General features: G+C 37.7%; 10 protein-coding genes, 2 tRNA genes, 1 rRNA gene and 1 riboswitch. Of the genes, 3 read left to right on the top strand and 10 right to left on the bottom strand.

Annotated elements, in window-relative coordinates; all coding sequences use genetic code 11:
• Positions 1-15: 15 nt before the first annotated feature.
• Both OZX68_00915 and OZX68_00910 read right to left on the bottom strand, forming a co-directional pair.
• Positions 16-88, bottom strand: a tRNA-Ala gene (locus tag OZX68_00915).
• A gap of 100 nt (positions 89-188) precedes the next feature.
• Positions 189-1738: ribosomal RNA gene (locus OZX68_00910) — 16S ribosomal RNA — on the bottom strand.
• Positions 1739-2299: 561 nt separating this feature from the next.
• Here OZX68_00910 and OZX68_00905 point away from each other — a divergent pair.
• Positions 2300-2938, top strand: a complete 639-nt coding sequence (locus OZX68_00905; protein ID WEV60845.1) for an ATP-binding cassette domain-containing protein — start codon at positions 2300-2302, stop codon at positions 2936-2938.
• Positions 2935-3705: an iron export ABC transporter permease subunit FetB gene (fetB, locus tag OZX68_00900; GenBank protein WEV60844.1), complete on the top strand. Its 771-nt coding sequence runs from the start codon at positions 2935-2937 to the stop codon at positions 3703-3705. Before OZX68_00905 ends, fetB begins: the two co-directional genes overlap by 4 nt.
• Positions 3706-3726: 21 nt before the next feature.
• Here the strand turns inward: fetB and upp are convergent, their stop codons facing one another.
• From upp to OZX68_00875, 5 genes are all read right to left on the bottom strand, one after another.
• A complete protein-coding gene (gene upp, locus OZX68_00895) occupies positions 3727-4356 on the bottom strand; it encodes a uracil phosphoribosyltransferase (GenBank protein WEV60843.1) in 630 nt (209 codons plus the stop codon).
• Positions 4357-4410: 54 nt separating this feature from the next.
• Positions 4411-5583: a pyridoxal phosphate-dependent aminotransferase gene (locus OZX68_00890; GenBank protein WEV61347.1), complete on the bottom strand. Its 1173-nt coding sequence runs from the start codon at positions 5581-5583 to the stop codon at positions 4411-4413.
• A gap of 120 nt (positions 5584-5703) precedes the next feature.
• Positions 5704-6969 (bottom strand): nucleobase:cation symporter-2 family protein, encoded by a 1266-nt coding sequence (locus OZX68_00885; protein ID WEV60842.1) that lies wholly within the window; start codon positions 6967-6969, stop codon positions 5704-5706.
• Between the two features lie 16 nt (positions 6970-6985).
• Positions 6986-7567: a xanthine phosphoribosyltransferase gene (locus tag OZX68_00880; protein ID WEV60841.1), complete on the bottom strand. Its 582-nt coding sequence runs from the start codon at positions 7565-7567 to the stop codon at positions 6986-6988.
• A gap of 74 nt (positions 7568-7641) precedes the next feature.
• Positions 7642-7737: riboswitch (purine riboswitch) on the bottom strand.
• 182 nt (positions 7738-7919) lie between these two features.
• Positions 7920-8831, bottom strand: a complete 912-nt coding sequence (locus tag OZX68_00875) for a GRP family sugar transporter (GenBank protein WEV60840.1) — start codon at positions 8829-8831, stop codon at positions 7920-7922.
• A gap of 214 nt (positions 8832-9045) precedes the next feature.
• Here OZX68_00875 and OZX68_00870 point away from each other — a divergent pair.
• Positions 9046-9118: transfer RNA gene (locus tag OZX68_00870), tRNA-Thr, on the top strand.
• A gap of 172 nt (positions 9119-9290) precedes the next feature.
• On the opposite strand, the gene OZX68_00865 is transcribed toward OZX68_00870, so the two are convergent.
• From OZX68_00865 to OZX68_00855, 3 genes are all read right to left on the bottom strand, one after another.
• Entirely contained in the window at positions 9291-10004 is a 714-nt protein-coding gene (locus tag OZX68_00865; GenBank protein WEV60839.1) for an ABC transporter permease, read from the bottom strand.
• Complete coding sequence (locus tag OZX68_00860; protein WEV60838.1) at positions 10004-10822, bottom strand: ABC transporter ATP-binding protein; 819 nt, start codon at positions 10820-10822, stop codon at positions 10004-10006. Before OZX68_00860 ends, OZX68_00865 begins: the two co-directional genes overlap by 1 nt.
• A 226-nt stretch (positions 10823-11048) precedes the next feature.
• Positions 11049-11471, bottom strand: a complete 423-nt coding sequence (locus tag OZX68_00855; GenBank protein ID WEV60837.1) for a hypothetical protein — start codon at positions 11469-11471, stop codon at positions 11049-11051.
• Between the last annotated feature and the right edge of the window lie 50 nt (positions 11472-11521).

Below are 11521 nucleotides of genomic sequence, written 5' to 3'. Positions count from 1 at the left end.
TAATTCAACTACCTATGGAGCCTAGCGGGATCGAACCGCTGACCTCCTGCGTGCAAAGCAGGCGCTCTCCCAGCTGAGCTAAGGCCCCAATCTTCTTTGAGAAGATATATATCTTGTTTTAGGTATAAACCTCTCAAAACTAAACAATGCAAAACTAAATGTGCAGGTATCCTCGTATTTTCCTTTAGAAAGGAGGTGATCCAGCCGCACCTTCCGATACGGCTACCTTGTTACGACTTCACCCCAATCATCTATCCCACCTTAGGCGGTTGGCTCCTTGCGGTTACCTCACCGACTTCGGGTGTTACAAACTCTCGTGGTGTGACGGGCGGTGTGTACAAGGCCCGGGAACGTATTCACCGCGGCGTGCTGATCCGCGATTACTAGCGATTCCGACTTCATGTAGGCGAGTTGCAGCCTACAATCCGAACTGAGAGAAGCTTTAAGAGATTAGCTTGCCGTCACCGGCTTGCGACTCGTTGTACTTCCCATTGTAGCACGTGTGTAGCCCAGGTCATAAGGGGCATGCTGATTTGACGTCATCCCCACCTTTCCTCCGGTTTATTACCGGCAGTCTCGCTAGAGTGCCCAACTTAATGATGGCAACTAACAATAGGGGTTGCGCTCGTTGCGGGACTTAACCCAACATCTCACGACACGAGCTGACGATAAACCATGCACCACCTGTATCGAGTGTCCCAAAGGAACTCCCTATCTCTAGGGATAGCACTCGTATGTCAAGACCTGGTAAGGTTCTTCGCGTTGCTTCGAATTAAACCACATGCTCCACCGCTTGTGCGGGCCCCCGTCAATTCCTTTGAGTTTCAACCTTGCGGTCGTACTCCCCAGGCGGAGTGCTTAATGCGTTAGCTGCGACACTCAGGGGTGGATACCCCCGAACATCTAGCACTCATCGTTTACGGCGTGGACTACCAGGGTATCTAATCCTGTTTGCTCCCCACGCTTTCGAGCCTCAGCGTCAGTTACAGTCCAGAGAGCCGCTTTCGCCTCCGGTGTTCCTCCATATATCTACGCATTTCACCGCTACACATGGAATTCCACTCTCCTCTACTGCACTCAAGTTCACCAGTTTCCAATGCTTACAATGGTTGAGCCACTGCCTTTTACATCAGACTTAATGAACCGCCTGCGCTCGCTTTACGCCCAATAAATCCGGACAACGCTTGCCACCTACGTATTACCGCGGCTGCTGGCACGTAGTTAGCCGTGGCTTTCTGGTAAGATACCGTCAGCCAGAAAGCTTTCCACTCTTTCTGGTGTTCTTCTCTTACAACAGAGTTTTACGATCCGAAAACCTTCTTCACTCACGCGGCGTTGCTCGGTCAGACTTTCGTCCATTGCCGAAGATTCCCTACTGCTGCCTCCCGTAGGAGTCTGGGCCGTGTCTCAGTCCCAGTGTGGCCGATCACCCTCTCAGGTCGGCTATGTATCATCGCCTTGGTGAGCCTTTACCTCACCAACTAGCTAATACAACGCGGGTCCATCTCATAGTGTACCATTTGGCACTTTCAACTCTGTATCATGTGATACTAAGTGTTATGCGGTATTAGCTACCGTTTCCAGTAGTTATCCCCCTCTATAAGGCAGGTTACCCACGCGTTACTCACCCGTTCGCTGCTCATCCATCTAGTACAAGTACCAGATTTCAGCGCTCAACTTGCATGTATTAGGCACGCCGCCAGCGTTCGTCCTGAGCCAGGATCAAACTCTCATATAAATTATGAGCAGACTATTAATAGTCACTAGCTCGCTTTTGTTGCTTTATTTATTGTCAAAATTGACAGTTGAATGTCTAAACATTCACCCTGCACATTTGGTTCGTTTTGCTTTGTTCAGTTTTCAAAGGTCTATCGCTGTCTCCTTCGAGACAACTTCATTAGTTTATCAAAACTTGTTTTACTTGTCAACCACTTTTTTAAAGTTTTTTTCAAGCTTGTTTTGAACTGTTGCCCTCAGACAACTTTTATAGTTTACTATGACTTAATGTCTTTGTCAACTACTTTTTTAACTTTTTTCTTAGTTGTTTAACCAAGTTATCCAACTAAGTGTTGCCCTTAAGCAACTTTGTTAGTTTACCATCTGTTGGATTTTCTGTCAATATGTTTTTGAACTTTTTTCAAAGTCTTAAATCACAAATTGACCTGTCCTTGACAGTGTTATTATTCTATCAAAGTTTGCAAGGGCTGTCAACTAGTTTTTCAAAAATAATTCCTATCTTTGGAATTGTACTCCCTATCTTGATATAATGGCCAGTAGAGAAAACTTTAGGAGTGAATATATGAATATTATTGAATTTAAAGATGTCAATTACGCAGTTGATGATTTAAATATTTTGAAGAATTGTAATTTATCAATTGAAAGGGGCGATTTTTTGACCATTACGGGCCCCTCAGGAAGTGGTAAGTCGACTATTTTAAAGCTTGCAGCCAATCTGATTTCCCCTACTAGCGGGCAGATTATCTATGAGAACAAGGATGTATCAGCTTTAAATCCTATGTCCTACAGGCAGGAAGTGTCCTACTGTTTCCAGCAACCCCTTCTATTTGGTAAAACGGTTGAAGATAATTTGGCTTTTCCCTTCAAAATTAGAGGTATGGAAGTTGATTCTAAGAAGATATCTGATTTTTTAAGGGAGGTTGACTTGGATGATTCCTATAAGTCAAAACTAATTAATGACCTTTCTGGAGGTGAAAAGCAAAGGATTGCTTTAATCCGTAATCTTATCTTCACGCCCAAGGTTCTACTGCTTGATGAGGTAACGGCAGGTCTTGATGACCAAACAAAAAAAATTGTTCTTCAATTAATTACATCCACCAACCAAAGTGGAGTGACTGTCGTTCGTGTTACCCATGATCAAAGTGAGATTGATGAGTCCAAGCACCTAATAAAAGTCATTGATGGAAAGGTTGTCCAATGAATTCAATTAATGTAAATAATTTATCCCTAGTCCTTAGCCTAGGGCTCGTTCTTGTAGCGGTTTTTATTTCTCAAAAGGAACATTTGGGACTTTCAAGAGATATCCTTTATAGTGTGACACGTGCTGTTATTCAACTTACAGCTATTGGTTATGTCCTAAAATATATCTTTCAGGTAAATAATTATGTCCTAACTCTACTTATGGTTTTCTTTATCATCTTAAACGCTTCTTTAAGTGCTCACAAGAGAAACCCTAATCCGAGAGGAAAATTCTTTAGCTCCTTCTTGGCCCTTTTGATTAGTACTTCGATTACTTTAGGTATTCTTATTTTATCTGGTGCCCTAAAATTTATTCCTTCACAGGTTATTCCTATCACTGGAATGATTGCCAGTAATTCTATGGTGGCAATCGGTCTTTGCTACCGCAGTATGGGAACTCAGTTTGAGCAGGAGGAACAACAGGTTTTAGAAAAACTATCCCTTGGAGCAAGCCCCAAACAGGCTTCGATTGATATTTTAAGAAGTAGCATTAAAACAGCCATGCAGCCAACAATTGATTCTGCAAAAACTGTTGGTCTGGTCAGCCTTCCTGGGATGATGTCTGGATTAATCTTTGCAGGAGTTGATCCAGTTCATGCCATCAAATATCAAATCATGGTTACTTTCATGCTTCTTTCAACCACAAGTATCGGATCTTTTATTGCAGGCTATAAGAGTTACAAGGATTATTATAATAGCCAAGACCAACTTATTATTGAACAAAAATAAAAAAGCGACGATGTCGCTTTTTTATTTGGTACCAAATAATCTATCTCCAGCATCCCCAAGGCCTGGAACTATATATCCATGTTCATTTAAACGCTCGTCAAGACTTGCTGTGTAAATGTCAATATCTGGATGAGCTTCTTGTAGGGCCTTAACTCCCTCTGGTGCTGCAACTAGACAGACAAATTTGATATTTGTAGCACCACGTTTTTTAAGGCTATCGATGGCAAGAATGGCTGAACCACCTGTAGCAAGCATGGGATCGACAACAAAAATCTGCCTTTGGTCAATATCTTCAGGAAGTTTTACCAAATATTCTACTGGCTGTAAAGTTTCCTCATCACGGTACATACCGATATGGCCCACCTTGGCAGCTGGAATTAGGCTTAAAATTCCATCAACCATACCAATACCTGCCCTTAGGATAGGAACAATGGCTAATTTTTTACCAGCCAAGGTCTTTTGAACAGTCCTTGTGATGGGTGTTTCAATTTCAAGGTCTTCAAGGGGAAGGTCTCGACTGATTTCATAACCCATAAGCATGGCAATCTCATTAACTATCTCACGAAATTCCTTAGTTCCTGTCTTTGTTTGACGAATTATAGTCAGCTTATGCTGAATAAGCGGATGATCAATTACTTGAAAGTTTCCCATCTTTTTCCTCCTAGATTTATTATAGATATTATAGCAAAAAATAGCTAAACTTTCTTATTCAAGTCCTTCAAGCATGTGAGCAAGTCGCGTGCAAGCTAGCTTAATATTTTCTAAGGAAGTTGCTACATTCATTCTTGCATGAAGCTTGCCTTCTTTTCCAAATGTTAAGCCTGGATTTAAAATTAGCTTGGCTTCTTCCTTCAAAAGGCGATTTAATTCCTTATCATCTAGTTTGTAGGCTGAAAAATCAAGCCACAATAGGTAGGTTCCTTGTGGTTTCATAACCTTCAATTTACTTGCATGCTTTGAAAGATAATCGATGAGATAGGTAATGTTTTCTTCCAAAACTTTTTTAAGCTCCTCTAGCCAGGCCTTACCATGGGTATAAGCAGCTTCTGTTGCTAGATAGCCCAGTGTACTAATTCCTGTTTGATGGTTGGCCTCCTGAACTTCCTTAAATTTTGCCCGCAATTTTGGATTTTCAATTACTGCATAAGAATTTTTAGTACCTGCAATATTAAAGGTCTTAGTTGCAGCTGTTAAAAGAATGGTAAAGTCAGAAAAACTTCTATCAACTGTATTTATTGAATGATGTACATTTTCATAAAGAACTAGATCTTGATGAATCTCATCAACTACTAGAATTACACCATATTTTTGGCAAAGTTTTCCAATCCTTGAAAGCTCATCTTTAGACCAAACACGTCCACCAGGATTATGAGGACTACAAAGGATGTATAGCTTAACTTCTTTTGTAGCTAAATCTTCTTCCAATTGGACAAAATCAATCTCAAATTGCCCTTTTTTTTCAGTCAAGGAGTTAGCGACAAGCTTTCTTCCCTTAAGCCTTACTGTTTTAGCAAAAGGTGGGTAAACTGGACTATTGATCAAGACCGCATCTCCCTTTTTGGTAAAAGACTCTATAGCAATTGATAGACCAGCTAGGACACCGTCTAAGAAGGTTATGCTATCTTTTGAAATTTTATAGTTATGCTCACGCTCCGCCCAATCTATAATAGCTTGGTATAAGCCCTCTGGTGGATAGCTATAGCCATAAACATCAGAGAGGGCAAAATTTTGAGCAGCTTTTCTGATATCATCTAGGACTTCAAAATCCATATCTGCAATCCACATGGGTAAAAGCTCAGGGTCATTTTTGACCTCAGCCCACTTGATACTATCATCATTTAATCTATTAGGTATGTCTGTAAAATTGTACACTTTTATCTTCTCCTTGAGCTAGCTAGATTTTAAACTTAAACTGATTTTCATTGTAACATTAATCATTACAAAGAGAAAAAAATAATAGCAGGAAGAAATTTCTTCCTGCTATTATGGTTAAGATAATTATTTTCTTTTTGAGTTAAAAATAATATTTAAAGTGATTGAAACAAGTGCCGCAATAACAATCCCATTTGTTAAGAACATTTGTGCTGTTTGAGGGAATGAATTAAAGAGGCTAGTATTATGAAGTCCTACACCACTTGCAATTGATACGGCAGCAATTAGTAAGTTATACTCATTTTTTTCAAAATCAATGCTATTTAACATTCTCATACCTTGAACGGCTACCATACCAAACATTACAAGCATTCCACCACCTAAGACAGGACTTGGAATCATTTGAGCCAATGCTCCAAATTTTGGAACCAGACCAAGAATAACTAAGAAGAGGGCTGTATAATAAATTGGCTTGCGAGATTTAATGCCTGAAAGCTGAACCAGACCAACATTTTGTGAGAAACCTGTGTAGGGGAAGGTGTTAAAGATACCACCTAAAACAACAGCCAAACCTTCTGCCCTATAACCATTACGAAGTCTTTCTTCGGTCAACTTATCACCTGTAATGTCAGCAAGGGCAAAATAAACACCTGTTGATTCTACTAAGGAAACAAGAGCGATAATACACATCATAAGGATACTTGAAAGTTCAAAGACTGGCTTTCCAAAGAAGAAGGGGCTTGGAACGTGCACCCAGGGAGCTAGTGCAATGGCTTGGGTATCAACTAGGCCAAAGAATGAACCAATCAGGGTTCCTGCAACTAGACCAATAAGGATGGCAATTGATCTAATAAATCCCTTAAAGAAGTAATTGATGGCCAGGATAATAAAGATGGTTACTAGAGCTAGGATAACACTTTCCATACTTGGACTGTCTGAGTTACTTCCCATGTTTCCAACGGCTACAGGAATAAGGGTAAGTCCAATCGTTGTGATTACACTCCCTGTTACAATTGGTGGAAAGAACTTTCTAATTTTTGAAAAGAAACCAGCAATTAGAACAACAAATATTCCTGAGGCAATAATTGATCCAAACATGGCACCAGCTCCATGCTTGGCTCCAATAATTGAAAGTGGAGCTACTGACTGAAAGGCTACTCCCAAAACAACTGGCAGACCAATACCAAAATGTTTATTGAGTTGGAGCTGAAGAAATGTCGCTAGACCACACATAAAAATATCTGTTGAAATTAAGTAGGTCAACTGGGCCGGTGTATAGTTTAGAGCACTTGCAATTAAAATCGGCACCAGGATACTTCCTGAATACATGGCAAGTAGGTGTTGGAGGCCAAGAACTGCGGCTTGACTATTTTTGTTTTCATTAAATTCCATTTAACTAGGCTCCTATCTAGGCATCTGCTTGAGCAAAAACAACTTGGCCATCTTCAAATTTTTCAATTCGGGCCAGGGATACAAGCTTGTAGCCTGTATCTTGTAAAAGTTTTCGTCCATCTTGGAATGATTTTTCAATAACAATTCCAATACCCTCAACACTAGCTCCTGAAGCTTCGATGATTTCAATAAGTCCAAGAGCAGCCTGTCCGTTGGCCAGGAAATCGTCAATGATTAAAACTCGGTCATCCTCCTCAAGGAATTTTTTTGAAATCGAAACGGTACTTGTAACTTGTTTGGTGAAAGAATAGACCTCTGCTGTTAAAAGCTCATCATTCATGCTGATATTCTTAGCCTTCTTGGCAAAAATCATTGGTAGGTCTAAGGCTTCTGCCACATAAAGGGCTGGGGCAATACCGCTTGCCTCAATAGTCACTACCTTAGTAATTCCAGCGTCAGCAAAAACTTCCGCAAATCTTTGTCCAATAGCCTTCATTAGCTTGTAATCAACCTGGTGGGTTAGGAAACTGTCAACCTTTAAGATATCTTCCTTTAAAACTTGACCATTTGTCCTTATTCTTTCTTCCAGCAACTTCATTTGTATCCATCTCCTAAATTTTATAAGAAATAAAAAAACCAGCACCTATCGTGAAAGTGCTAGCCATTACAAATGAGAAGACAACTTTCACTCATTGTAAGACATTCCGGTGTCTTGTAGAGACTCTAGGCCAATTCCTAGAATAAATAAGTGATAACTATTTTTATTTTTAGATTTATATGTACATTAGCAGGTCTTTTTACTTTTATATTAACTTTATGACCTAACTACAGCTACTATTATATCATTTTTTGGCAAAAAATCTACAATATCCGATAGATTTAAGTTTTATATAGTAGATAGTTCGTTTTTAAAAGGGAATCCCCACCAAAGGAGATCCCCTAAAAATTTTTTAAATTAAGGCTGTAATAACAGCTCCTGCAACTACTAGAAGAATTCCCAGCAGGAAGTGACGAAATTCTTTTTTTGTCTTGCTTTCATGTAGAATATAGATTCCACTAAAGCCTCCAATAACCAGGTTAAGTTGAGAAAAGGTAAAGGCTGTAGCAAGTCCAAGGCTACTTGTTGATGAGATAAGTAGGCACATATTACCAATGGCCCACAAGAAACCAACAAAGAGACTTTTTACAACAGGACTTGTAGCTAAGGCCTTAAATGGATTTTCCTTCCTTACAAAGAAGTAGATCAAGAGGGCTCCTGTAATACCACCAATAGCTTGCGGCAGTAAAAGGCTATCTGTAAATTCCCGGCCCGTATTGATATCGTTGAAAAATTGATAAGCCTTTGGTAGGACTGAGTAAAGGCCCCCAAAGATTCCTGCAACCAAAAGACTGGCAATCCCTTTTTTACTAAATTTAGACCTGTCCTTATTAGACTTACTCTTATTAGATGCTTCTTGGTAGCTGGTCATACTTGCTCCAGCAATTACTAGGACAATTGAGATGATTCCAAAAATCCACTGGACAAGCCCAACCCATTCATGGAAGATAAAGGCCCCTAGAAGGGAGTTTAAAATCAACTGCAAGGCAGCAACGAGAGGAACTGTTTTTGAAACCCCAAGTTCATTCATTGCCGAAAATTGACCAATATTAGCTAGGGATAGTAAAAATCCACTTGCAAACCCAACCGCAAAAATAGGCAGGGTAATATTGGTTGTGCTTATTAGGGTTACAGCTGTCGAAAATATCAGAAAACCAGCCATAGATCCCAAGGTCGTCTCTTCTGGAGTTGCCTTAGTCTTTGCAAAGCCTACTCCGATTAACCCCCAAGAAATGGCTGGAATCAAAGCTATTAAATACATCATGTCGAATACTTCTCTTTCTATCTCGTTAACTTTATTATATAATCGTATACGTATCTATCCTATTTTAATACTTTTGTAAAATGATAGCAAGATTTTAACGTTTTTTTCACTATTTTGTCCATCAGATGCCTAAATTTTACCATTTGAAAGTATTTTTAATTTACCTATTTTCAAAAAATAAATTATCTGCTATAATAATTGAAGATAAAGATTTGCCGCAATAGCTCAGTCGGTAGAGCAGCACCATGGTAAGGTGAAGGTCGTAGGTTCGATTCCTATTTGTGGCATTAAAAAACAACCAATGAATCCTTTAAATATAAGGGATTCGTTTTTTTTGGTCAAAATTTTGGTCAATTACTTCTTTAACCTAATTTCCGATATCATCGATATTTATGTATCAAAAAAGCAGGAGGTTCAGGCCCTCCTGCTTTTGTAGCTTTTAATTACGATATAAAATTTTTATACGTATCCTCTTTTTTTGTAGATTAATGGCGTAAATGCTAGAAGAATCAAACTCCAAACTATCATGACAAGAGCTTGTTTTCCTGTATAATTTGCAAAGGAAAAAGCATTTTCTGCAAAGGTAAGAGGAATATATTCTATGAAAGAACGTAGTTCTGAAAAATTTCCTAAAATATTCATAATCGCTACACCTATTCTAAGGAATAGAAGAACAAAAATGAAGGAAAATAAGGTATTTTTTAAATATAAGACCACGATGGTGCCTATAGAAAATAAGAACAAACCAAAAATTAAATAAGATGCAGTTATATGACCCAAAAGATTTACTAAGTTAACCTCATCATGGCCATAATAAAGCTGCTGAATAAGAACCTCAAAATATGCAATCAAAGAAGTAACTAAGCTTACTATGAGCATGACCGCAAGCTTTCTTAAAATAATCTCTAAAGGACTTCTGTTACTAATTCGAATCATATTGATTGTCTTATATTGAAATTCTACTCCAAATAAACTTACAGATAAGTATAAGATCAAAAAAATTGAGAAAGTCGAAAACATAGCATAGATGTTGTCCACTCTAAATGGTCCACCTAAATATTCCCTGGAATAAATAATACCGAATCCTGATATTAATGATAACATCCAAAAAATTGGGATACTTAGCTTACAGACATCCTTCCTTAAAAATAAAGTTTCAAATTTACTTGCCATTAAAAAATTACCTCGCTTAGACTTACTTTTTCCTTATTCATTGGGATATTTTTTGTGCTCAAAAGTAACTCGACCTGTCCAATATTTACGGCTGAAACAATAATATCTCGCCCCTCTTGCTCGTAAGGAATACCTTCTAGTTCCAAAAGTTCAATCAATCCACTTTGGCTAAGCTCAAAACTATAGATTTTGAATTTCAAATATTCTACCGAATCTAGCATGATTAACTTTTGATCTCTAAGCAGAACATTCTTATTACAAACCTTATCTAAGTTTTCTAAAATATGACTTGAAATGATAAAGGTTATACCCTGATCCACAGACAATTGTTTTATGAGCTTTAAAAGACTATCTATTCCGGCTGGATCTAAACCATTTGTTGGCTCATCTAGCAAAATAAATTCATTAGAGGCAATCAAGGCGACAAACAAGCCAATTCTTTGCTTCATCCCCAGAGAAAGCCTAGAAACCTTTTTATTCAAAAAACTTTCTACACCAAGCATATTCTTATATTTAGCGATAATATCGTAATCTTTTTCATACAATTTACAGTAAAATTTAAGATTACTTAAGACGGACATATCCTTATAAAGACTTGGTTCTTCAATAAGAACTCCTATGCTTCTCGAATTAACAGTAATATTCGCTGAATATCCTGGAATTATTCCAGAAATCAGTTTCATTAAGGTACTTTTTCCGGCACCATTATTACCTATCAGGCCTACAATATCTCCTGCCTCTATCGATAAATTCCCATCATCAATAATCACTTTTTTCCCATACGAAAAATTTAAATTTCTAATGGTTAAAACGTCCATTCTTTTTCCTCCTTGATAAAATAAAATTTATTAGCCCCATATAAAAAATAGAAACCTATTTTTTATATAAACAGTATAGCATTAATTTTGTGATTAATTATTCATTATTAAATACAAAACATTTAAAGAACATAATGTTAAGTTGATTAAATACAAAAAACAGGAGATTCACGCCCTCCTGCTTTTTATGGGTTTTAATTAGCTAGTATCTGTTCAACAAATCTTTTTACACACCTTTTGAACTTACAAGATCACAGCTTCTAAAGTCCAGCTGGTTAATCTCCCTCTTTTGGTAGCGATTATCCATGAATTTTGAATCATAGGCTAAAAGCTTGTTCAGCTCAAGCGAACCAAGAGAGCTATCAGTAATCCTGCTATCATAAATATTAAGGTCTCCACTAGATGAAATCATGGTGAAGTCACAATTTTTAAAACTACAATCCCTAATCTCTTTTTTATTAGTATTTTTTAAATAAACCTTATCAAAAAAACAATTTAAAAAATGTAAATTATTAATATCTAGGTGAGAAAAATCAATTTCTGATAGATTACACTTATTGAATATCAAAACCTTTCGTGGCTTGGTCAAATTTTGCTTATTAATCATCTCTTCAATCTGATTCTGACTAATTTTTTCTTTATCGTTCATTTTATTTTAATATCCTTATAATTTTGTCTAATAACTGCTTAATAGGTAAA

The organism is Streptococcaceae bacterium ESL0729 (genome assembly GCA_029391995.1).
Lineage (GTDB): Bacteria > Bacillota > Bacilli > Lactobacillales > Streptococcaceae > Floricoccus.
Note: the sequence above shows the minus strand (reverse complement) of the source record. Positions and strands in the feature narration are given on the sequence as shown.

What these genes read in the sequence shown, in the direction of transcription:
- OZX68_00905 (WEV60845.1), top strand. Translation starts at nt 2,300, where the DNA reads ATGAATATTATTGAATTTAAAGATGTCAATTACGCAGTTGATGATTTA.
- fetB (WEV60844.1), top strand. Translation starts at nt 2,935, where the DNA reads ATGAATTCAATTAATGTAAATAATTTATCCCTAGTCCTTAGCCTAGGG.
- upp (WEV60843.1), bottom strand. Translation starts at nt 4,356, where the DNA reads ATGGGAAACTTTCAAGTAATTGATCATCCGCTTATTCAGCATAAGCTG.
- OZX68_00885 (WEV60842.1), bottom strand. Translation starts at nt 6,969, where the DNA reads ATGGAATTTAATGAAAACAAAAATAGTCAAGCCGCAGTTCTTGGCCTC.
- OZX68_00880 (WEV60841.1), bottom strand. Translation starts at nt 7,567, where the DNA reads ATGAAGTTGCTGGAAGAAAGAATAAGGACAAATGGTCAAGTTTTAAAG.
- OZX68_00875 (WEV60840.1), bottom strand. Translation starts at nt 8,831, where the DNA reads ATGATGTATTTAATAGCTTTGATTCCAGCCATTTCTTGGGGGTTAATC.
- OZX68_00865 (WEV60839.1), bottom strand. Translation starts at nt 10,004, where the DNA reads ATGGCAAGTAAATTTGAAACTTTATTTTTAAGGAAGGATGTCTGTAAG.
- OZX68_00860 (WEV60838.1), bottom strand. Translation starts at nt 10,822, where the DNA reads ATGGACGTTTTAACCATTAGAAATTTAAATTTTTCGTATGGGAAAAAA.
- OZX68_00855 (WEV60837.1), bottom strand. Translation starts at nt 11,471, where the DNA reads ATGAACGATAAAGAAAAAATTAGTCAGAATCAGATTGAAGAGATGATT.